Origin of the sequence: Qipengyuania atrilutea (assembly GCF_013370205.1) — a bacterium.
Taxonomy (GTDB): Bacteria; Pseudomonadota; Alphaproteobacteria; order Sphingomonadales; family Sphingomonadaceae; genus Actirhodobacter; species Actirhodobacter atriluteus.
Map to the genome: position 1 here is coordinate 192,765 of NZ_JABWGV010000001.1, position 20,407 is coordinate 213,171.

Here is a 20,407-nt window from a genome sequence, read left to right on the forward strand (position 1 = left end):
CCACGCCGCTGCGATGGCATAGGCACGGACCCGGCACAAGGAGACTGACAGACTTACATGACCCCTTCATCGACGCGATTTGCACTGACGCTTTCGGCAGCCGCCCTGTTCGGCCTCGCCGGATGCGAGGATCAGGCCACCGCGCCTGTGCCGGAAACGGGCGCGAACGCCGCCAGCGAAGCGGAAGCGCCGATCCCCGTCATGGGGCCGGAGCGGCACATCCTCGCCTTCGGAGACAGCCTGTTCGCAGGCTACGGCGTCGGACGCGAGAACAGCTATCCCGCGCAGCTTCAGGCGGCGCTGAGAGCGCGCGGCATCAATGCCGACATCGTCAACGCGGGCATTTCGGGCGATACGACCGCCGCCGGACTGGCGCGGCTGTCCTATACGCTGGACGCGCAGGAAACCGTGCCCGAACTCGTGATCCTCGAACTCGGCGGAAACGACCTGCTGCGGAGCCTGCCGCCCGCGGAGACCCGGAAGAATCTGGACGCGATGATGGCCGAATTGCAGCAGCGCGGTATCCCCGTGCTGCTGATGGGAATGCGCGCGCCGCCCAATCTGGGCCCGGCCTTTCAAGGCGAGTTCGATGCGATCTACAGCGAGTTGGCGGAGAAATACGACGCGAACCTCGTGCCGTTCTTCCTCGATAGCATCTACCGGCGGCCGGACCTGATCCAGGCCGACCGCGTGCATCCGACCGAGGAAGGGATTTCGGAGCTGGTCGGTGCGACGGTCGATGACGTGGTAGAGGCTTTACCGCCGCCGGCAGAAACGGCCGCCGCTTCCTAGAGCCGCTGCGCCGCGCCGCCCGACACTTGCCATACGGCCGCACGGTCCGCAATGCCTTCGAACGCGGCCATCTCGGTTCCGGTCATCCACACCTGCGCGCTGCCTTGCGCGAGCCGTTCGAACAGGGCAAGCCGGCGCACCGGATCGAGATGCGCGGCGACCTCGTCGAGCAGCAGTACGCTGGCGCGGCCTTTTTGCGCGAGCGCGCCGTGTGCGAGCGTTATGGCGATCAGCATCGCCTTCTGCTCTCCGGTCGAACATTGCGCTGCCGGCACATCCTTGGCCGCGAACACGACTTCGAGTTCGTCGCGCTGCGGCCCGATCAGAGTGCGACCGGCCGCGCGGTCGCGCCTGCGGCTGTGCACCAGCGTCTCTGCGAGCGCCTGCTCGTCCAGCGGGCCGCCGGGGCGATAGGTGAGGGCGGGGCGCGCGAAAGGCTCGGCCGGTGCATCCGCCAGTTCGGCCTTGAGGCCCTCCACCAGGCGCGCGCGGCCCTGCGCCAGCGCCGCGCCGTGCCGCGCAAGCTGCGCCTCGATCCCGTCGAGCCATGCGGCCTCAGGCATCTCGTCGCCCGACAGCAGGCGGTTGCGCTCGCGTAAAGCAGCCGCCTGCCGCGCGGCATGGGCCGCGTGACCCGGTTCGATGGCGACCGCCAGCCGGTCCATGTAGCGCCGCCGCTCGCCCGCGCTGTCCATGAAAAGCCGGTCCATCGCCGGCGTGAGCCAGCCGACCGACAGCCATTCGCCGAGCGCGACCGCGCTCGCAGCGGCCTCGTTGATCCGTACGAGGCGGCGGGCAGGGCGATCAGGCTGCGTGAACGTTCCTAGCCGAACATGATCGTCGTCATGCATGGTGAGGCTCGCACCTACCGCGAAGTGACCCGGACCCCCCGCCTGCGCCAGATCGATCAGTGCCGCCCGCCTGAGGCCGCGTCCCGGCGCGAGCAGCGACAAGGCTTCCAATACATTCGTCTTACCCGCACCGTTCTCGCCCACGAGCACGTTGAACCGCGCAGCCTGATCCAGGACGGTGTCGGCGTGGTTTCGGAAGCGCGATAGGGCAATACGGTCGAGCGACATGAAGGGCTTTGCGATAGCCGCGCGCCGCTCATGCGCAAAGCGCGATTAGCGCAAATCCAATAGTTGGGAAATTTCGCCAAACTTGCGGAACGCTGAACAAACGGTTCACGAAGGAAACTGCCGAACCTTAGGATTTCTGCGGTTTTTCGAAAATGGCACGCGTCCTGCAACAGTGTTGGTATGACCGGCAGAGTGGTTCTTCCGGCAAAACACGAAAGGAAATTTACTCATGTTCTCGTCCAACGACTTCAGCGCCCGCGTCTTCGCAGCCGTCTCCTCGCTTGCCATTTCGGCCTTCGTCTTCGCTTTCGCAATCGCTCCCGCCGTTCCCAGCGCAACCGGCACGGGTATGCTGGTATGAGCAACCTCGACCGGCGCAGCGCAGGCGGACCCCCGAACAAGACTTTCCGGCTCAATCGGGACCGGAAGAAACTGATGGGGGTCTGCGCCGGAATTGCCGATTACTTCGGCGTCGATACCACGATGGTCCGCGTGGTCTTCGTCCTCGGCGCGCTGCTCGGCTTCGGCAGCTTCATTCTCATCTACCTGGCGATCGGACTGATCGCGAACTAGGAAGCGCGGGGCGGCAAGTTCCGCGCTTCACCCTCATCCAGAGAAGCTCACATGGCGGATATGCCGCCGTCCAGTTTGAGCTCGGCTCCAGTCATGAAGCGGCTCTCGTCGCTTGCCAGATAGAGCACACCCATCGCGATATCGTTCGGCTCGCCCACCCGTCCAAGCGGTATCTGCCGCGCGAGCTTGCCCATGACGACTTCCTTGTCGATCCCGGCTCGCTTGCCGATCCCGTCCAAGATCGGCGTATCGACGAATGTGGGATGCACCGAATTGCAGCGAATGTCCCACCCCTGCTTCGCGCAATGCAGGGCAACCGATTTCGACAGCATCCACACCGCCGCCTTCGAGGCGTTATAGGCCGGCATCGTATCGCTGGCGATCAGCCCGGCGATGGACGAGATGTTCACGATCGAGCCCGGCTGGTAGTCCTTCATCAGACCCAGCGCCTTCTGGGAGCCGAGGAACGCGCTATCGACATTGACCGCGAACGCGCGGCGCCAGTCCTCGAAACTGCAGGTCTCGATATTTCCGGCAACGCCGATCCCCGCATTGTTGACGAGGACCGACAGACCGCCCAGCTTTTCTCGCGCGGCATCGATGGCCGCGTCCCAGTCGGCGGCATCGGTCACGTCGTGCTTGATGGCGAATGCCGTATCCGCGCCGCATTCCTCGCAAATGGCCGCAGCGGTCTTTTTTGCGCCGCTTTCGTTGATATCGGTCAGCAGCACCCGCGCACCTTCGCGGGCAAGCAACGCCGCCTGCGCCGCGCCGAGCCCCTGCGCCGCACCCGTTACCAGCGCCAGCTTGCCGTCCGCCCGGTTACTCATCATCCTTCTCCCATAAATCCGCTGCCCATTGCTACGGCAATCCGTACATCGACCCCGTGGCCCGCTTCGCGCCAGTGTGCAACGAAATCGGGCAGGTCGGAAAGAGGCACGCGGTAGACCGTGATGTCCTCGCTTTCGGTCCCGCCGCCCGGTCCAACCTTCGTGAGGCCATGCGCGCGCAGCAGCGTAAACCCCTCGCTGACCATGCCGGGCGAGGAATAGAAATAGCCCAGTTCTTCGAAGCTATCCGCGCGGTAGCCGGTTTCTTCCTCGAGTTCGCGCGCAGCGGCGCTCACGGCGCTTTCGCCTTCCGCGCCGTCGTCGTCACCGATGAGGCCTGCGGGAATTTCAAGCGTCCGGCAGGACGTCGCCATGCGGTACTGCGAGACGAGCAGGATATGGCCGTCGTCGATAGCGATGATCGCAGCAGCCCGGATGCCGCGCGCACGGCTCGCATATTCCCAGCGTCCGCGCCGCTTCATGCTGATGAAGCGCCCCTGCCATAGCACCTCTTCGTCTTTCGCAAAATCGGGATCGCGTACGGGCGCGTCCTTCGGCGGAATATCGTAATCCATCAAACCTCGATGAGCCGGTCGGGAAGTTCGTTCTGGTCGTCCGCATCGCGCGGGAAATGCTCTGCGAGAACGACGCCGACGTCGCGCACGCCTGCCGCCATGCCTTCCGCCAGCCGGCCCTGTTTGATCTCGGCGAGCATGTCGGCCATGGCTTCGCCCCAGACCTCGGCGGAGACGATTGCCGCAATGGGTTCGTCGGCCACGATTTCGGCGCGGTGCTCGTCCATCGAGAGGTAGATGAGAACGCCGGTGCGGCCGTGGGTGCGGCGTTCCGCGCCCACCTTGAACAGCGCTACTGCTCGGTCGTGCACGCGCGAGGTTTTGACCGTGCCGGGCACGAGCAACATCCTGAGCGTGTCCCATGACTGCGCAGCCCATGCAGCAAGGAAGGTTACAAGGCCAAGCGCGATGGTCATGCTGGCGAGTTCGCCTGTCGTCCAGTCGTGCTCCCACCCGCCCGCGAGCCGGTCGTAGAAATCGAGAAATGGCAGCGGGAAGAGCGCGAACAGGCTCATCACCGTGAAGGCGAGCGCAATACTCCAGAGGAGCGCGATGTCGGAATAGCCGTCCGATTGCTTTGCGAGGACCGTGACGATCTCGCCCGATGTCTGCAGTTCGGCCTCGCCCACGGCGCCGCTGACGAGTTTGTGCCCTTCTTCGTTCAGGTAGCGCATCGCCTACCAGCCTCCCGAGGCGCCGCCGCCCCCGAAGCTGCCGCCGCCGCCGGAAAAGCCTCCGAAGCCGCCACCCCCGTCGCCGAAACCGCCTCCGCCGCCCCAGCCGGAATTGCCGCCGGCTCCGCGCGCGATGGCCTTACCTGCCTCCCACAGAATGATGTTACCGACCGCGCCGCCCATGCCGCCGCGGCGATAGCGGCGGCTGCGGCCGCCTCCGCGCAGGATGGGAAGGACGAAGAAGAAGAACATAAGCGCGAGCCAGATAAGCGTACCGAAGGGAAACCCGCCGTCGCTCGCGCGCTGCTGCTGTGCCTGCTGCGCGATCGCCGCGGCTTCTTCGGGCGGCAGTTCGAGCTGCTGGATAATCTGCTGCGCGCCCCATTCAATGCCGGCGGAGTAGTCGCCTTCGCGGAAGTAAGGCTTCATGCCCTCTACGTAGTCGAACGCGAGACCGTCCGGAATAATAGCCTCTAGACCGTAGCCGACCTCGATGCGCACCTTTCGCTCGTTCGGGGCCACGAGAAGAATGATCCCGTCGTCGTTCTCCGTATCGCCGAGCCCCCATTCGCGGCCAAGCTGATAACCATAGTCGGCGATGTCGTAGCCACCGAGATCGGGAATGGTCGCGATGACGAACTGGCGCTGGTTCTGTTCTTCGAACTGGTCGAGCTGCGCGGTCAGCTCAGCCTCGGTCGCGTCGTCGATGATGTTGGCAGCATCGACCACGGGCGCGGTCCCGCGCTCCGGAAAGGTGGGCTGCGCGGCAAGCGGCGCCGACAGAAAAGCCAGCGCCGCTGCAAGACATGCGATCAATCGCATCGAGATCGAACTGCTTAGGGTCAGTTCATTGCCGCCGCATCGGAGCCAGTAGCCGCATCGTTGTCGTTCGAGCCGGCCGGCGCGGCGGATGTGTCGCCGCCCGAACGCATGTCGAGGCTCGGCGCGACTTCAGCGCCTTCGGTCGTGGCTTCGTAAGGCACGAGCGGCTCCGCGCCGTGGATGATGTTCGCGCCGATCGTATCGGGGAAGGTGCGGATGGTCGTGTTATACTGGCGCACCGCTTCGTTGTAGTCGCGGATCGCCACGCGGATGCGGTTCTCGCTGCCTTCGAACTGGGTCATGAAGCGCCCGAAGTTTTCCTGACTGCGCAGTTCGGGATAGCGTTCGACCGATACGAGCAGGCGCGACAGCGCTCCGCCGAGCTGGTTCTGTGCCTGCTGATACCGCTGCACCGCCTCCGGGTTGCTGAGATCGTCGCCATCGATCTGCACTTCGGGCCGGGTGGCCGAAGCGCGGGCCTGCGTCACGCTTTCGAAAGTCGCGCGTTCCTGCTCGGCGGAGGAAAGCACGATTTCCTGAAGGTTGGGGATGAGGTTGGCGCGTTCCTGGAAGGCCGCCTCGACATCGGCCCATTTCGCCTTCGCGTTCTCTTCCGCTGCCGGAACCGAGTTGATTCCGCACGCGGCCAGCAGCATCGAAGCCGCCGCAGCAAGGCCGAAGCGTTTGAACGTCGTCGCAATCATTTGTCTTTCCCCTTCGCGAAGCGCGTGTCGCGCCATCCTGTATTATCTACATAGCGCACCTACTTGTGGAGACAAGCATTGCCCGCACGTATTTGCGCTTGAGAACCGGGCGGAGCGCTGGCAGTCATCCGGCCCATGTTCAAAGAGTTCAAGAAATTCATCGCACGCGGCAACGTCATCGATCTGGCGGTCGGTATCGTGATCGGCGCCGCTTTCACCGGCATCGTCACGCAGGTGACCGAAGCGATCCTGATGCCTCTGATCGGCTGGATCTTCGGCGATATCGATTTCTCCAACTGGTTCATCCTGTTGGGAGACATTCCCGAAGGCTACGAAGGAGCGACCGACAATTACGAGCAATTGAAGGAAGCGGGCGTCGCGATGATTGGTTACGGCGCGCTGCTAACGGCACTCATCAACTTCGTGATCGTGGCCTTTGCCCTGTTCATCATTGTTCGCAGCGTCAACCGTGTCACCGAGGAAATGCAGCGCAAGCAGGCGGAAACCGAGGACAGTTCCAAGAGCGACGAGGTTCCCACCGATCCGCAACTCGACGTGCTGAAGAAAATACTCGCCGAACTGCGCGGCGGCGACGCGGGGCGATCGGGCAGCGACCCGGCCACGTAATTTCGGTCACTTCACATTGACGCGCGAGACCCTATATAGGGCGTGCCGGTTTCGACCGGCTATGGTGATAAACTGCGGTGTGCAATAGACACAACGGACCCGGGGGCAGTACCCGGCGGCTCCACCAAAACGCCCGGAAATCCGGGAATTTTGACGGGGCCGAACTAGGATCGACGTGTGTTGAAAAGCATCGTTTTCGCCCGGGCTGAGTAACCCGCATAAGGCTCATCTTTATAAGTGCAAACGATAACGAAGCACTCGCAATTGCAGCGTAATTGATGGCCTAAGGGCCTGACATTACTACGTAAAAGCGCGGTTGGACCCACCGGGCAACAGAAGGGATACCGGGGCTCCGGGGGTAGCTAGCAACAGAAACCCCCATTTTCAGGAATCCGGTTAAGAGTGATGTTTGGCGGCGGCCGTTTCCGCGGCCTTGCGTTCCGCTTGCTCGTATTTCAGGCAATCGAGAATCTTCGCGCCTGCCATGAACACCGCTCCGGTCGCCGCGAGGAACAGAAGCTTGCCGCCCCATCCGGGATACTCGGTCAGATAGGCGGAGCCGCGCGCCGTCGCACCCAGGGCGAGGGCATAGATGATCACGAACGCCTCGAAGCGAGTCTTGATCACGAACAGCCTGCCGATCTTGCGAAACATCAATTCCCTTTCCTTAACGCCTCGACGCTGAAAAACCGTTTAGGTTCCGCACTTTGCGGCGTTTAATGGTTAACGTGTCTCGTATTGTAAGCGGGCGGAAGATGGTGTCCAGCGCGTTAACCGAGTTCTTCGAGGTCCAGCGCGGACAGCAGTTTTCCGCGCGTTTCAAGCACTTGCCGTGCCAAATCGGGATCGCCGACATCGCTCGGGGCGATGGATTCGGGCCAGTGCTCGGCGATTACTTTCTCGATGTTGTCGGCCTTTTCCTCGTCCAGCAAGAACCGCCCGTCTACGGTCTTCGGATCGGCGACCACGCGCAGCCTCAGGCACGCGGGACCGCCGCCGTTCGCCATGCTCTGCCTAACATCGACAGCATGGACGTCGCGAATCGGACCTGTGCCAGCAAGCATCTCCTGCAGCCAGCCCCACACCGCTTCGCTCTCGCGGCATTCGCTCGGCACCACAAGCGCCATTCCGCCGCCGGGCACGCTGACGAGCTGCGCGTTGAAGAGGTAGGTGCGGATCGCTTCTTCGAGGCTGACGCGGTCCGATGGCACTTCGACCACTTCGAGCGCGGGCAACGCTTCCGCGATGGCTGCGTAGGCCCGGCCTTGGTCCGCGAAGGCTTCCGCATGGGTGAACAACACGCGTTCGTTCGCGACCGAGACGACATCGTTGTGGAACGCCCCCGCCTCGATCGCAGCCGAGTTCTGTTCGATGAACACGCAGCGCTCCGGATCGAGCCCGTGCCGGCGCGCGACGATGCGGCTCGCTTGCTCGTGCTGGCGAGCGGGGAATTTGCCGCCCGGTCTGCCGTAGACGAACACTTCGACGCCCTGTGCGCCGTGCTCTTCGCAAAACCGCATGTGGTTCGCCGCGCCCTCGTCGCCGAAGGAAGGCGGAACGGCGTCGTGCACCGCAAAGTGCTTCTCGTTCGCGAAAGCCAATGCAAGCTGCCGTTTCGTTTCCGGCCACTCCTGCGCGCGGTGCAGCATGGTGACGAGGTTCGCGGGGGTCAGGTGGCACCTGCCGTCGCGCGTATCGGGTGCCGGGCTGACCGTCGCGGCATTGGCTGTCCACATCGAGCTTGCCGACCACGCGGCAGCGAGCAGGGCGCGGTCGGATGTCTCGTCCAGCGCCAACTCTTCGGTCAGCGCCGCGTTCGGGCGTTTGAGCGGCAGCAGGATACCCTGCGCTAGGCCTAGCGCCATGTTCGAGCGCATCTTCGCGAGGCCCTGCAACGCCGCGGCACGCGGATGCGATGTCTGCCCCTTGTGCGTGGCGCTGGCGATATTGCCGAGGCTGAGGCCAGCGTAATTATGCGAAGGCCCGATCAATCCGTCGAAATTGATTTCGCGCAGCGCGTTTCCGGCCGTCATCGCGCGACGCTCCAGACGGTGTCGTCTTTCGAAACGCCGAGTATGCGCGCCGCTTCGGCGTCGATCGCGACAGTCCCGTCCTGCGCAACCTCCCGCGTGCCGTAAACACAGCGGAAATCGGAGAGTTCGCCCGCCGCGATCAGCGCCTTCTCCCCGCCGTCGAGGTCGGTGCCGGAGATTTGCGCCTCCCTCGACTCGGCAACGCTACGCACCTGATCGGTGCGCGCGATCATGGTCGGACCGCCGTCGAAGATGTCGACATAGCCTTCGAACGAGAAATTCTCGTTTTCCAGCATCCGCATGGCAGCGCGCCCGGAAGGGTGCGGCACGCCAATCGCTGTCCGGGCAGTCTCCGTCAGCATCGCCACATAGACTGGGTGTTTCGGCATGAGATCGGCGATGAACTGGTTGCCCTTGATCGCATTGAAGTAGTCGGCTTCCTGAAAGCTCATGCCGAAGAAACGGCCGGCGACCCCGTCCCAGAACGGCGACCCGCCGCGTTCGTCGATGATTCCCCGCAGTTCCGCGAGGATACGGTCGCCGAAGCGCGCCCGGTGCATCGCGATGAACAGATAGCGGCTGCGCGCGAGCAGCAGGCCGAGGCCGCCGGCCCGCTCGCCGGGGTGGAGGAACAGCCCGCCGACTTCGCTGCACCCTTCGAGGTCGGTCGTCAGGCTTAGCATTTCGGCGCGCACTGTCCGGTCGAGTTCCTGGCTGTGCTGCGTCAGCGTGGTCATTCGGTAGGAGTAGAACGGCCACTGCTGTCCGACCGCGGTGAAAAGCTGGCACGTGCCCCGAACCTGGCCCGTTTCCGTGTTTTCGAGCACCAGCACGAAAAGTTCGTCGCGAACCTCGCCGTCGGTCGCGCGCGCATAGGCTTTGCTCGACCGCTCGATCTTGAACGACAGTGCGTCTCGGTCGGCGGGAAGGTTCGTGAACCCGCCGCCGGTCAGTTTCGCCATTTCATAGAGCGGCTCGATGTCCTCGTTACGCGCAGCGCGCAGGCGGAAGCTCACAGGCTCTCTCCCGATGCGAGGCGGTGGAGGACCAGCGCGGACAGCGAGGCTCGTTCGGCGAGCGAAGGGACGATGAGATATTCGTCCGGCGAATGGATCGCGCCGCCGCGCACGCCCATGGTGTCGACCACCGGCACGCCGCAGGCCGCGATGTTGTTGCCGTCGCATACCCCGCCAGTCGATTGCCAGCCGATGGTTTGCCCGAGCGACGCGCCGCACTCGCGCACGAGATCGAACAGGCGCTGCGCCCGCTCGTCGACCGGCTTTGGTGGCCGCGTCACGCCGCCGTGGCGGTGGATGCCGACTTCGTGGCTTTCCTCGATCTCGCCCAGCAAGTCGTTCAACTCGTTGTCGAAATTGTCCATCGCCCCCGTAGATTTCGGCCGAATGTTGAAGCGCAGTATTGCGTGATCCGGCACCACGTTGTTGGCTGCGCCGCCTTCGATCTTCGCCGGATTGACGGTGAGGTTTTCGCCTTCCATCGCTTTCAGCCGCAGCGCCAGATCGGCCGCCGCAAGCACCGCATTGCGCCCTTCGTGCGGGTTGCGTCCGGCATGGGCGGACTTGCCCGAGAAGGTGATCGAGTAGTTGCCCGTGCCGCCGCGCGCATGGGCAAGCGTTCCGTCGGGGAGGGCGGCAGGCTCGTAAGTCAGCGCCGCCAGCTTTCCGCTAGCCAATTCCGTGATGAGGCCGGAGGACGCGAGCGAGCCCGTTTCCTCGTCGGAATTAATCATTACGTCGTAGCCGATCGCGGAGGCCGCATCGGTCCGCTCCAGCGCTATCAGTGCGTGAAGCATCACAGCGAGGCCGCCCTTCATGTCAGCGACACCGGGGCCGTTCAGCGTCTCTTCGTCGAGCCAGCGTTGGTCTTGAAAGCTGTGATCTTCGGGGAAAACCGTGTCCATGTGTCCGGTCAGGATCAGCCGCCGGTTCGCGCCCGGACGCACACGCACGACCAGGTGCTGCCCGTGCGGTTTCTCGTATTCGTTGCCGTCGGCAGCGATCGCTGTGACCGGGGCTGGATCGACCAGCTCGATCTCGCCGGGCAGGGCGGAGAAGGCATCGGCCAGCAGTTCGGCTTGCCGCTTCAACCCGTCGAGATTGGCGGTGCCGGTATTGACGGCACTCCATTTCCTGACTTGCTGCAGCATCGCGTCCGCATCGATGCTACCCAGCAGCGCGTCGTTTCTGATTTCTGTTGTCATGGACCGGCTCTAACCGTGCGCCGCGCACCTTCCAACCCCTGCGCCGCCGCGCGTGGTTGCATTTCCCCGAAGGCTTCGCCATACGGCAGGCCTCCTCCCCGGGAATTGATTGGCTAGACCTGCGTACTCATAGCGAGTGCGCCAATTCACGTGCGAGGAATGATGACGAACATGACGGACAAGGCCGGTTTGCGGGTCGATGCGAAGCTGGCGGAATTTCTCGAACGCGAGGTGCTGAAGCCGCTCGGACGCGACGTAGACGCCTTCTGGCAGGGCTTCGCAGACCTGCTCGGCACCTTCGCACCGCGCAACAAGGCGCTTCTGCAGAAGCGCGAGGATCTGCAAGCCAAGATCGACGCCTGGCATTCGGAGCGGAAGGGGCAGCACAACGACGGCGCGGCCTATCGCAGCTTCCTCGAAGAGATCGGCTATCTCGTGCCCGAACCTGGCGAGTTCCAGATCGGGACGGAGAACGTCGATCCCGAGATTGCGAAGATGGCGGGGCCGCAGCTGGTGGTCCCGATCCTCAATGCGCGCTTCCTGCTGAATGCCGCCAATGCGCGCTGGGGCAGCCTCTATGACGCGCTCTACGGCACCGATGCGCTCGATGCGCCTGCAGCCAAGCCCGGCGGCTACGACGAGAAACGCGGTGCGGCGGTGATGGCGGAGGGGCGCAAGCTGCTCGACGAGATCGCGCCGCTCGCCAGCGGAAGCTGGACCGATCTGGAAACGCTGGACGACCTGACGCTCGCCGATCCGGCGCAACTTGTCGGGCATACGGGGCGCGGCCCGCTGCTGCGCAACAACGGCCTCCATTTCGAACTGGTGGTCGATCCCGGTAGCCAGGTCGGCAAAAGCGACCGGCTGGGCATTGCGGATATCGTCTTCGAAGCGGCTCTGACGACAATCGCGGATTGCGAAGATTCGGTTGCCGCGGTCGATGCGGAAGACAAGCTGTTGGCCTACTCCAACTGGCTGGGCGTCATTCGCGGCGATCTGAGCGAGACATTCCAGAAGGGCGACGAAAGCCTGACACGCGAGCTCGCGCCGGACAAGGACTTCGCCGACACTGACGGCAATCCGCAGAGCCTGCCCGGCCGCAGTCTGCTTTTCATCCGCAATGTCGGCCACCTGATGACCAATCCGGCGATTACGCTGGCGGACGGCGGACAGATACCCGAAGGCATCATGGACGCGGTCTTCACGAGCGCGATCAGCACGCTCGATGTCGAAGACCACGCGAGATACGGGAACTCGCGCTGCGGCTCGATCTACATCGTCAAGCCCAAGATGCACGGGCCGGAGGAATGCGCCTTCACCAACGACCTGTTCGATGCGGTGGAGGACCTGCTCGGTCTGCCGCGCCACACGATCAAAGTCGGGGTCATGGACGAAGAGCGGCGCACTAGCGCCAACCTGGCCGCGTGTATCCATGCAGTGAAGGACCGGATCGTCTTCATCAACACCGGCTTCCTCGACCGGACGGGGGACGAGATCCATACCTCGATGCAGGCCGGTCCGATGATCCGCAAGGCGGATATGAAGTCGAGCGACTGGCTCGACGCCTATGAAAAGCGCAACGTTGGCATCGGCCTGCGGCATGGCCTGTCGGGCCGCGCGCAGATCGGGAAGGGCATGTGGCCCGCGCCCGACCTCATGGGCAAAATGATGATCGAGAAGATCGGTCACTTACGCGCCGGGGCGAACACTGCCTGGGTTCCCTCACCGACGGCCGCGACGCTGCACGCGCTGCATTACCACCGCGAGGATGTCTTCGAAGCGCAGCAAGGGCTCGGCGAAGTGCCCGGTCTCGAACCGCTATTGACCATTCCGCTCGCGCGCGGCGCGAACTGGTCGGAAGAGGAAGTGCGCGAGGAACTCGACAACAACGCGCAGGGGCTCCTCGGCTATGTCGTACGCTGGATCGACCAGGGGGTCGGCTGCTCCAAGGTTCCCGACATCAACGACGTCGGGCTGATGGAAGACCGGGCAACGCTGCGTATCTCATCGCAGCACATGGCGAACTGGCTGCATCACGGGGTTTGCTCGAAGGATCAAGTGATGGATTCGCTGCGCCGCATGGCGAAGAAAGTGGACGAGCAGAACGCCGACGACCCGTCCTACGAGAAGCTGTCGGGCAACGAGAACGCGCCCGCGTTCCGTGCCGCCTGTGATCTCATCTTCGAAGGCACACGGCAACCGAGTGGATATACCGAACCGCTGCTGCATTCCTGGCGGCTGAAGAAGAAAGCCTAAGTCTGAATTAAACGCGGGAAAGCTTACTGAGGACAGAGGGCGACGGCATCAAAGCTGCCGTCGTCGGCCCGTGCGAGAAGCGAGCCCATGCCGCCATGCGGCTTCAGCGCGCGCGTCGCATGGGTCCATCGCGCGCGGAACGCTTCGACGTTTTCGTCATCGATGCGCCAGCGGTAGATCGCGACGAGACCGGGCTGCGTGCTCACCCCCATTCCTTCTCGCGGTACCATTTGGTGATGACGTATTTGAGGCCCTTGCGCACCTTCATCCCGTGATGAAGCGTGTTGGGATTGGGCGAGCCGTCGGGGCGCCGGTTGTTCCAGCAAAGCAGCTTGCCGGTTTCCGGCTGGACTGTCTTCCTGATCGTCTTGAAGCGCGTTCCGCCGCCCGCATCGACATCGTTCAGATAAACCATGAAGGTCCAGCTGCGCTGTCCGGCGACCGAGCAGAACTTGTCCCAGTCCGGCCCGTTCGGCGTGAAGTAATCGGTGTGCGGCTTGAATTCCTGCCCGACATCGTACCGCTGTCCCTGAACCGGTTCGCCATGCGCCGGATCGATGCCGGAAAGCGTATCGAGCAGATCCTCGAGTTGACGGACCGCCGGTTCGTCCGGCGAGAGGTCGCAGGTCTCGCTGGTACGGAAATACGCATCGCCATTGTCGTCCGCTATTGTCGAGGGGCGGCGCTTCTCGTCGATCAGGTCGATCAACCTGGCGCAATGATCCGCGGAGAGGAAATTGCGCAGTTGAAACAGCTCGAGCTTGTCCGTCGGTATGCGCTGAACGCCGCGCTGGCCGAGCAGATGCTCGGCGGAGGATTCGCTGGGTGGTCTGGTGCTGCTTGCCATGCTTCGCGCAATAGCCAAACTGGTATGCTCGAAACAAGCGCGTAACAATCTTGCGTAGAACTGGCGCCCGCACAGTTTTCGCTTCCCAAAAGCCGCCGCTTATGCAACACGCGCCGCGCAGTTCGCGACGCGGGTTGACCGCCCCGTTTCTCGCACTATCAGCCCGCGAGACCGGCAGGTCCGGCGGGTATGTGGCGATCGTAGCTCAGTTGGTTAGAGCGCCGGTTTGTGGTACCGGAGGTCGGGGGTTCGAGACCCCTCGATCGCCCCATTTCCTGCTTCCGCCGGTGACTTCACGCCATTCGATTCAAGCGGGAAATATGCGACCAATGACGGCTTTCTGGACCGAACCGGACTTCGACGAGCATGAGCGGGTCGAACTGATCCATGACCGGAAATCCGGCCTGACCGCGATCATCGCGCTGCATTCGACGCATCTCGGACCCGGCGCGGGCGGCACGCGCTTCTGGCATTACGCAGAACCCAAGGCCGCCATGCGGGATGCGCTGCGCCTCTCGCGCGGAATGAGCTACAAGAACGCCATGGCCGGCCTCCCGATGGGCGGCGGCAAGGCGGTTATCCTCGCAGGCGAAGACCGGACCAAGACGCCCGAAATGCTGGCTGCGTTCGGCGACGCGGTCGACGCGCTCGGCGGGAAATACGTCACGGCAGAAGACGTCGGCATCAGCGAAGCCGACATGGCCGCGGTGGCCAAACGGACGAAGTTCGTCTCCGGCCTGCCGAACGACGACGCGGACGAAGCGGGCGGCGATCCCGGACCGTTCACCGCGATGGGTATCTATCACGGCATCAAGGCGGCTGTTCAGTACAAGCTCGGCAAGGACAGCGTCGAGGGTGTCCATGTCGCGGTTCAGGGAACCGGCAGCGTCGGCGGCGGCGTTGCGAAGCTTCTGGCGCATGACGGCGCGAAGCTGACCCTGTCCGACATCGACGAGAAGCGGGCCGAAGCGCTTGCAAAGGAACTTGGCGCACAAACCGTGCACGCCGATGCGATCATGTCGACGCCCTGCGACGTCTTCAGCCCGAATGCGCTCGGCGCCATCCTCGACGACGAAGGAATTGGAAGACTCGATTGCGCAATCGTGGCAGGCGGCGCGAACAACCAGCTTGCCCGCGCAGGTCATGGTCCGATGCTGGCGGCGCGCGGTATTCTCTATGCTCCCGACTACGTCATCAATGCAGGCGGCATCATCAGCGTGACGATGGAATATCTCTGCCGCTGCGGCGAAGGAAACTGCGACATCAACGAAGTGCGCCGGCGCATCGCGCAGATACCGGGCCGCCTCGTGGAAATCTGGGAAGAGAGCGAGCGGAGCGGAATTTCGTCCGACCAGGTCGCGGACCGGATGGCGCAGAAGCTGATCGGGCGCTAAAGCCGCTTCTTGATAGCAGCGGCGGTCGCTGCCACATAAGACCGCAGACCGAACGATGCATTCCTTCGCCAATCCCCGCCGCTTCCTGTCGCTCGCGCGCTGGATAACGCCGCTCGCGCTGACCCTGGGCATGTTGCTTACCGGGGCGGCCCTGTTTTGGGGCGTGACGCAGGTTCCGCCCGACCGGCTGATGGGCGAGACGGTGCGCATCCTCTTCATCCACGTACCCGCGGCATGGCTGGGCATGGGCGGCTGGGCTGCGATCGCCGCGGCAAGCCTTGCGTTTCTCGTCTGGCGCCACCCGCTGGCCGCGCTCGCGGCACGCGCGGCTGCACTGCCGGGAGCGGTCTTCACCGCGATCTGCCTGGTGACCGGGTCGATCTGGGGTCGGCCCACATGGGGCACGTGGTGGGTGTGGGACGGGCGGCTGACATCGATGCTCATCCTGCTGTTCCTCTATCTCGCCTACATCGCGCTGTCCGACGCAAGCGCGCGCGAAGGCATTTCGCCGCGCATTCCGGCTATTTTCGGGCTTCTCGGTGCGGTCAACATTCCGATCATCAACCGCAGCGTCGTCTGGTGGAACTCGCTTCACCAACCGCCGAGCATCACGGTCGGGAAGAGCGCAATCGACGCTGCCTATCTTACGCCGCTGCTCGCGGCTGTCGCCGGCTTCTCGCTTATTTTCTCCGGTGTCGTGCTGGCCCGGATGCGTGCCTTGCTGGCCGAGGCGCAGGCCGAAGCCCGCCTTCGGCGCATGGCAGGCGAGGTAGTCTGATGCGCGAAGCGCTCGACCAGACGAACTACGTCATTGCAGCCTATGCCGTGGCGATTGCCGGCACGCTGTTGCTCGTCGGATGGAGTTGGCTGGCGATGCGGCGGGCGGAGCGCCGGCGCGACAAGGTGCGCAGCGACGCGCTAGAGCGTCCGGAACGATGAGCGCGCTCAAAGCCAAGCACCAGCGGCTGGTCCTCGGTCTGATCGCCCTCTTGGCGCTGGTCGGGGCAGGGCTGCTCGCAGCCTACGCTCTCAGAAACCAGGCGGACTATTTTTACCTGCCGGGGCAGATGCTGGCGGATCCGCCGCGACCGGACCGCGACGTGCGGCTCGGCGGGATGGTGGAGGAGGGCAGTCTCGCGACCCAGCCCGATGGGGTCACGCTCGCATTCGTCGTGACCGACAAGGACCGGGCGCGCGTTCCAGTGCGGTTCTCGGGGATCGTACCCGATCTGTTCGTGGAGGGTTCAGGCGTCGTGGCCGAAGGACGGCTCCGCTCCGACGGCGTGTTCGAGGCTTCGAACCTTCTTGCCAAGCACGATGAGAATTACATTCCCCGCGAACTCGAAGACATGACGAAAGCGCAGGCCGAACAGATCGTCGCGGAAACCCGCGCAGCCGACCCCGGCACATGATCGCGGAAATCGGTCTTGCGAGCCTATGGCTGGCGGCGGTGCTAGCGCTGTTGCAGCTCGCCGGAGGCGTGCTCGCTTTTCGAACGGACGGCACGGGCGGTGAGAACCCGATGGGTATGTTCATCCGGCCCGCCGCAATCGTGCAGGCGTTCTTCGCAGCCTGTTCCTTCGTGGCGCTGCTCTACGTGTTCGCCGTTACCGACCTTTCGGTGAAGCTCGTCGCCGCCAATTCGCATTCCGCCAAGCCGATGATCTTCAAGCTCGCCGGTAGCTGGGGCAATCACGAAGGCTCGATGCTGCTGTGGGTGACGGTCATGGCTTTCTCCGGCGCATTGATCGCCGCGCTGGAGCGGCGTCTGCCCGAACGCATGATGCAGGCGACGCTTGCCGCGCAGGGTTTCGTCGCGCTCGGGTTCTATGCCTTCTTGCTGTTCAGTTCCAATCCGTTCGAACGGCTGGAGGTGCCCGCACCGGAAGGCATGGGGCTCAATCCGCTCTTGCAGGACATCGGCCTCGCGCTGCATCCTCCGGTCCTTTATTTCGGCTATGTCGGACTGTCGGTCGCCTTCAGTTTCGCAGTCGGCGCGCTGCTCACGCGGCAGGTGACGCCCGAGTTCGCCCGCGTGTCGCGCCCGTGGGTGCTGGCGGCGTGGGTGTGCCTTACCATGGGCATCACGGCGGGAAGCTACTGGGCCTATTACGAGCTCGGCTGGGGCGGCTGGTGGTTCTGGGACCCGGTCGAGAACGCCTCGCTCATGCCATGGCTGGCAGCGACTGCGCTACTGCATTCGATCAGCGTGCTGGCCGCGCGCGACGCTCTGCGCGCATGGACGATCCTGCTGGGCGTGATCGCCTTTTCGATGTCAATGCTCGGCACCTTCCTCGTGCGGTCGGGCATTCTGACGAGCGTTCATGCCTTTGCGGTCGATCCGGAGCGGGGGATGTTCATTCTCGTGCTGCTCGGCATCTACATCGGCGGTGCGCTGCTGCTTTTCGGGCTTCGCGCCGGAGCCGTGGCGGAGGGCGAGCGCTTCGCCGCGACAAGCCGCGAGGGCGCGCTGGTCGTCAACAACGTGCTGCTGTCGGCGACGCTGGGTATTGTGCTGCTCGGCACGCTTTATCCGCTGCTGACCGAAGCGTTCGACGTGCGCGTGTCGGTCGGGCCGAACTACTTCAATCCGGTCAGCGCGATCTTCGTGCTGCCGATGCTTGTCGTCATGGCAATCGGCCCGCTGCTGCGCTGGCGGCGCGACCGGCTGGAGCGCGTCATGAAGCCACTTGCCCTGCTCACTGTGATCGGCGCGGTCGTGCTGGCGATAGTCGCCCTCGTTGCCGATATCGCATTCCTGCCGCTAGTCGGGCTCGCGCTCGCTGCCATTCTTGCCGTAGCGAGCTTCATACCTCTTCGCCGCCGCAAACTGACGCGCGTGCCGCTCGCGACCTGGGGGATGGTCGTCGCGCATTTCGGCATCGCAGTCGCGCTGTTCGGAATGGCAAGCGAAAGTGCGTTCTCGAGCGAGCGGCTGGCGGCTCTCGAAGTGGGCGAGACGGCGCAGGCCGGTCCATGGCGCGTGACGTTGAACGGCGTCGATCCGGTTGCAGGACCGAACTGGACCGCGCTCGAAGGGCGCCTTGCCGTCCGCGCGGAAGACGCGAGCCGGACCAGCGAACCGATCATGATGGCGCCGCAATCGCGCACGTTCTGGGCACCGGTCCAGCAGACAACCGAGAGCGCATTGGCCACCCGCTGGAACGGCCAGCTCTACGCCGTGCTTGGCAACCAGCTCGACGACGGGCGCTGGCAGCTGCGGCTGTGGTGGAAGCCCTTCGTCACGTTCATTTGGTATGGCGGGCTGCTGATCGCTTTCGGCGGCGTTCTTTCGATAATCGGGCGGGTAAGGAAAGACCTAACGCGGCGATCCGTGCGCAGCCGCCTCGCCTCGCGCCGTGCAGACGAGCGCGCTCTGGAAGCCGCCGCATGAGCCGCTGGAAACTCTTCGTGCCGCTAGGCCTGTTTGCTCTGGTGCTAGGGCTGGCGGCCTATCAGCTCAATCAGCCGAAGGACGACCGCATCGTGAGCGCGATGGTCGGCAAGCCGCTTCCCGAATTCGCCCTACCTGCTGCGCTCAATGGCGGTCAGCCGGTAACGAATGCGATGTTCGCGGACGGCAAACCGCGCCTTCTCAACGTCTGGGCGAGCTGGTGCCTGCCGTGCATTGCCGAGGCGCCGCAGCTCGAAGCGCTCGACGAAGCGGGGGTGGAGATCGTCGGCGTCGCCATCCGCGACAAACCCGAGGACATCGCTGCATTCCTCGAGACGCACGGCGACCCTTACAGTTCGATCGGTGCGGACGACCTGTCAGAATTGCAGCTTGCGCTAGGCTCGTCGGGGGTGCCCGAAACGTTCGTTATCGACGGGCAGGGCATCATACGGCACCAGCATATCGGCGACATTCGGTCTGAACACGTGCCCGAATTGCTCGCCGAATTGCGCGAGGCACAGGAATGAAGGGTTTCGCGATCCTGTTGGCATTGCTGGCCGCGACCCCGTCGCTAGCGCAGGATTCGATGCCGCCCGCGCCCTATGCTTACAACCAGCTCGACGATCCGGCGCAGGAAGCCGAAGCGCGCGAACTGATGGAAAGCCTGCGGTGCCTCACCTGTCAGAGCCAGTCGATCGCCGACAGCGATGCGCCAATGGCGGGCGACATGCGTCACCAGGTGCGCAGCCGGATCGCTTCGGGCGAACACCCTGAACATATTCGCGGCTGGATGATGGAGCGCTACGGCGATTACATCAGCTACGAACCGCGCATGAGCCGCACGACATGGCCCCTGTTCGCGGTTCCGCTGCTACTGATTCTTGTCGCCGGCATTGCCCTGTCGCGTAGGCTGCGGCGTAGCAAGGCGGAACCTTCATGATCTGGCTTCTGCTGATCGCGCTGGCGGCGCTCGGCCTTATCTCCGCGGCCTATCTGGCGGGCCTTCCGCGGCAGGGCTACACGCTGTTCGCGGCAGCCTTGCTCTTCGCCCTCGCCGGATACGCAGTGCAGGGCAGCCCCGATCTTCCGGGTGCGCCGCGCAGCGCGGTGGAAATTAGCGATGCGGGTAGCGAAGCCGTCATCCGCGCTCGCCGCGCGATGTTCGGACCCGACCTTCCTCCCTCGCGTTACGTCAATCTGGCGGACGGCTTCGCTCGGCGGGGCCGCTACGGAGAAGCAGCCGATTTCCTCAATCTCGCTATTCGCGAGCAGCCGAACGATGCGGAGGCGTGGGTGTCGCTCGGCAACGTACTGGTCGAATACGCGAACGGGACGCTGACCCCGGCGGGGGCCGAAGCTTTCGCCCGCGCGCGCGCGGCAGATCCGGACAGCCCGGCGCCGCCCTACTTCCTTGGCGCGGCGCTGCTCCGGCGCGGCGAGCTTGCCGATGCCCGTGCCTTGTGGGCAGAGGCGCTCGAATTGAGCCCGGAAGACGCGGATTTTCGCCCGGAACTCGCGTTCCGGCTAGCCCAGCTCGATGCCTTCATCAGCGCTTCTTCTGCGGCGAACGGGCCGCCGCAGTAGCA

The 20,407-nt window shown here is 64.2% G+C and carries 25 protein-coding genes, 1 tRNA gene and 1 other RNA gene; 15 read left to right on the forward strand and 12 right to left on the reverse strand.

Translation table 11 applies throughout. The annotated features are described in order from the left end of the window. Positions 1 to 57 precede the first annotated feature (57 nt). Complete coding sequence (locus HUV48_RS00930) at positions 58 to 792, forward strand: arylesterase (RefSeq protein ID WP_225871471.1); 735 nt, start codon at positions 58 to 60, stop codon at positions 790 to 792. Here HUV48_RS00930 and recF read toward each other — a convergent pair. Beyond that, on the reverse strand, positions 789 to 1,871 hold the full coding sequence (gene recF, locus HUV48_RS00935; protein WP_176265904.1) for a DNA replication/repair protein RecF: 1,083 nt from the start codon (positions 1,869 to 1,871) through the stop codon (positions 789 to 791). The two genes, HUV48_RS00930 and recF, sit on opposite strands and share 4 nt — an antisense overlap. Positions 1,872 to 2,100: 229 nt before the next feature. Here recF and HUV48_RS14470 point away from each other — a divergent pair, with 229 nt between their 5' ends. Together HUV48_RS14470 and HUV48_RS00940 are read left to right on the forward strand one after the other, a co-directional pair. After that, positions 2,101 to 2,232, forward strand: coding sequence for a hypothetical protein (locus HUV48_RS14470; protein ID WP_263970482.1), 132 nt, complete (start codon positions 2,101 to 2,103; stop codon positions 2,230 to 2,232). Next, a complete protein-coding gene (locus HUV48_RS00940) occupies positions 2,229 to 2,444 on the forward strand; it encodes a PspC domain-containing protein (RefSeq protein ID WP_176265905.1) in 216 nt (71 codons plus the stop codon). The genes HUV48_RS14470 and HUV48_RS00940 overlap by 4 nt, the downstream gene beginning before the upstream one ends. A gap of 47 nt (positions 2,445 to 2,491) precedes the next feature. Here HUV48_RS00940 and HUV48_RS00945 read toward each other — a convergent pair whose 3' ends face one another. The 5 genes from HUV48_RS00945 to HUV48_RS00965 are packed head-to-tail and all read right to left on the reverse strand — an operon-like array spanning position 2,492 to position 6,049. Continuing rightward, positions 2,492 to 3,274 carry an SDR family oxidoreductase gene (locus HUV48_RS00945; RefSeq protein ID WP_176266647.1) on the reverse strand — a complete coding sequence of 261 codons (783 nt, stop codon included), beginning with the start codon at positions 3,272 to 3,274 and terminating at the stop codon, positions 2,492 to 2,494. After that, positions 3,274 to 3,849 (reverse strand): NUDIX hydrolase, encoded by a 576-nt coding sequence (locus HUV48_RS00950; protein ID WP_176265906.1) that lies wholly within the window; start codon positions 3,847 to 3,849, stop codon positions 3,274 to 3,276. The genes HUV48_RS00945 and HUV48_RS00950 overlap by 1 nt, the downstream gene beginning before the upstream one ends. After that, positions 3,849 to 4,523 (reverse strand): TPM domain-containing protein, encoded by a 675-nt coding sequence (locus HUV48_RS00955; protein WP_176265907.1) that lies wholly within the window; start codon positions 4,521 to 4,523, stop codon positions 3,849 to 3,851. The genes HUV48_RS00950 and HUV48_RS00955 overlap by 1 nt, the downstream gene beginning before the upstream one ends. A gap of 3 nt (positions 4,524 to 4,526) precedes the next feature. Further along, positions 4,527 to 5,345: a TPM domain-containing protein gene (locus HUV48_RS00960; protein WP_176265908.1), complete on the reverse strand. Its 819-nt coding sequence runs from the start codon at positions 5,343 to 5,345 to the stop codon at positions 4,527 to 4,529. Between the two features lie 20 nt (positions 5,346 to 5,365). Beyond that, entirely contained in the window at positions 5,366 to 6,049 is a 684-nt protein-coding gene (locus tag HUV48_RS00965; RefSeq protein ID WP_176265909.1) for a LemA family protein, read from the reverse strand. 135 nt (positions 6,050 to 6,184) lie between these two features. Between HUV48_RS00965 and mscL the strand changes: the two genes are divergently transcribed. Both mscL and ssrA read left to right on the forward strand, forming a co-directional pair. Further along, positions 6,185 to 6,676: a large conductance mechanosensitive channel protein MscL gene (gene mscL, locus HUV48_RS00970; RefSeq protein ID WP_176265910.1), complete on the forward strand. Its 492-nt coding sequence runs from the start codon at positions 6,185 to 6,187 to the stop codon at positions 6,674 to 6,676. A 6-nt stretch (positions 6,677 to 6,682) separates the two neighbouring features. Further along, positions 6,683 to 7,023: a transfer-messenger RNA gene (gene ssrA / locus HUV48_RS00975) on the forward strand. Positions 7,024 to 7,072: 49 nt separating this feature from the next. Here ssrA and HUV48_RS00980 read toward each other — a convergent pair. The 4 genes from HUV48_RS00980 to HUV48_RS00995 form a co-directional block, all read right to left on the reverse strand. After that, positions 7,073 to 7,330 carry a hypothetical protein gene (locus tag HUV48_RS00980; RefSeq protein WP_176265911.1) on the reverse strand — a complete coding sequence of 86 codons (258 nt, stop codon included), beginning with the start codon at positions 7,328 to 7,330 and terminating at the stop codon, positions 7,073 to 7,075. Positions 7,331 to 7,446: 116 nt separating this feature from the next. Next, positions 7,447 to 8,709 carry an N-succinylarginine dihydrolase gene (locus tag HUV48_RS00985; RefSeq protein ID WP_176265912.1) on the reverse strand — a complete coding sequence of 421 codons (1,263 nt, stop codon included), beginning with the start codon at positions 8,707 to 8,709 and terminating at the stop codon, positions 7,447 to 7,449. Then, positions 8,706 to 9,725, reverse strand: coding sequence for an arginine N-succinyltransferase (locus tag HUV48_RS00990; RefSeq protein WP_176265913.1), 1,020 nt, complete (start codon positions 9,723 to 9,725; stop codon positions 8,706 to 8,708). Before HUV48_RS00990 ends, HUV48_RS00985 begins: the two co-directional genes overlap by 4 nt. Next, positions 9,722 to 10,930, reverse strand: coding sequence for a hydrolase (locus HUV48_RS00995; RefSeq protein ID WP_176265914.1), 1,209 nt, complete (start codon positions 10,928 to 10,930; stop codon positions 9,722 to 9,724). The genes HUV48_RS00990 and HUV48_RS00995 overlap by 4 nt, the downstream gene beginning before the upstream one ends. A gap of 162 nt (positions 10,931 to 11,092) precedes the next feature. Between HUV48_RS00995 and HUV48_RS01000 the strand changes: the two genes are divergently transcribed. Further along, on the forward strand, positions 11,093 to 13,186 hold the full coding sequence (locus HUV48_RS01000; protein ID WP_176265915.1) for a malate synthase G: 2,094 nt from the start codon (positions 11,093 to 11,095) through the stop codon (positions 13,184 to 13,186). 23 nt (positions 13,187 to 13,209) lie between these two features. On the opposite strand, the gene HUV48_RS01005 is transcribed toward HUV48_RS01000, so the two are convergent. Next, positions 13,210 to 13,392 carry a hypothetical protein gene (locus tag HUV48_RS01005; RefSeq protein ID WP_176265916.1) on the reverse strand — a complete coding sequence of 61 codons (183 nt, stop codon included), beginning with the start codon at positions 13,390 to 13,392 and terminating at the stop codon, positions 13,210 to 13,212. Next, positions 13,389 to 14,033 (reverse strand): prolyl hydroxylase family protein, encoded by a 645-nt coding sequence (locus tag HUV48_RS01010; protein ID WP_176265917.1) that lies wholly within the window; start codon positions 14,031 to 14,033, stop codon positions 13,389 to 13,391. The genes HUV48_RS01005 and HUV48_RS01010 overlap by 4 nt, the downstream gene beginning before the upstream one ends. Positions 14,034 to 14,227: 194 nt before the next feature. Here HUV48_RS01010 and HUV48_RS01015 point away from each other — a divergent pair. From HUV48_RS01015 to HUV48_RS01055, 9 genes are all read left to right on the forward strand, one after another. Beyond that, positions 14,228 to 14,304: transfer RNA gene (locus tag HUV48_RS01015), tRNA-His, on the forward strand. A 58-nt stretch (positions 14,305 to 14,362) separates the two neighbouring features. Beyond that, entirely contained in the window at positions 14,363 to 15,427 is a 1,065-nt protein-coding gene (locus tag HUV48_RS01020; RefSeq protein WP_176265918.1) for a Leu/Phe/Val dehydrogenase, read from the forward strand. Positions 15,428 to 15,482: 55 nt separating this feature from the next. Next, entirely contained in the window at positions 15,483 to 16,205 is a 723-nt protein-coding gene (gene ccmC, locus HUV48_RS01025) for a heme ABC transporter permease CcmC (RefSeq protein ID WP_176265919.1), read from the forward strand. Continuing rightward, a complete protein-coding gene (locus HUV48_RS01030; protein WP_176265920.1) occupies positions 16,205 to 16,366 on the forward strand; it encodes a hypothetical protein in 162 nt (53 codons plus the stop codon). The genes ccmC and HUV48_RS01030 overlap by 1 nt, the downstream gene beginning before the upstream one ends. Further along, positions 16,363 to 16,839 carry a cytochrome c maturation protein CcmE gene (ccmE, locus tag HUV48_RS01035; RefSeq protein WP_176265921.1) on the forward strand — a complete coding sequence of 159 codons (477 nt, stop codon included), beginning with the start codon at positions 16,363 to 16,365 and terminating at the stop codon, positions 16,837 to 16,839. The genes HUV48_RS01030 and ccmE overlap by 4 nt, the downstream gene beginning before the upstream one ends. Beyond that, on the forward strand, positions 16,836 to 18,821 hold the full coding sequence (locus HUV48_RS01040) for a heme lyase CcmF/NrfE family subunit (RefSeq protein WP_176265922.1): 1,986 nt from the start codon (positions 16,836 to 16,838) through the stop codon (positions 18,819 to 18,821). The genes ccmE and HUV48_RS01040 overlap by 4 nt, the downstream gene beginning before the upstream one ends. Next, on the forward strand, positions 18,818 to 19,348 hold the full coding sequence (locus HUV48_RS01045) for a DsbE family thiol:disulfide interchange protein (protein WP_176265923.1): 531 nt from the start codon (positions 18,818 to 18,820) through the stop codon (positions 19,346 to 19,348). The genes HUV48_RS01040 and HUV48_RS01045 overlap by 4 nt, the downstream gene beginning before the upstream one ends. Beyond that, positions 19,345 to 19,761: a cytochrome c-type biogenesis protein gene (locus HUV48_RS01050; protein ID WP_176265924.1), complete on the forward strand. Its 417-nt coding sequence runs from the start codon at positions 19,345 to 19,347 to the stop codon at positions 19,759 to 19,761. Before HUV48_RS01045 ends, HUV48_RS01050 begins: the two co-directional genes overlap by 4 nt. Continuing rightward, the gene (locus HUV48_RS01055; protein WP_176265925.1) at positions 19,758 to 20,405 is read left to right on the forward strand and encodes a tetratricopeptide repeat protein; all 648 of its coding nucleotides are present in this window, start codon (positions 19,758 to 19,760) and stop codon (positions 20,403 to 20,405) included. The genes HUV48_RS01050 and HUV48_RS01055 overlap by 4 nt, the downstream gene beginning before the upstream one ends. Positions 20,406 to 20,407: the final 2 nt, after the last annotated feature.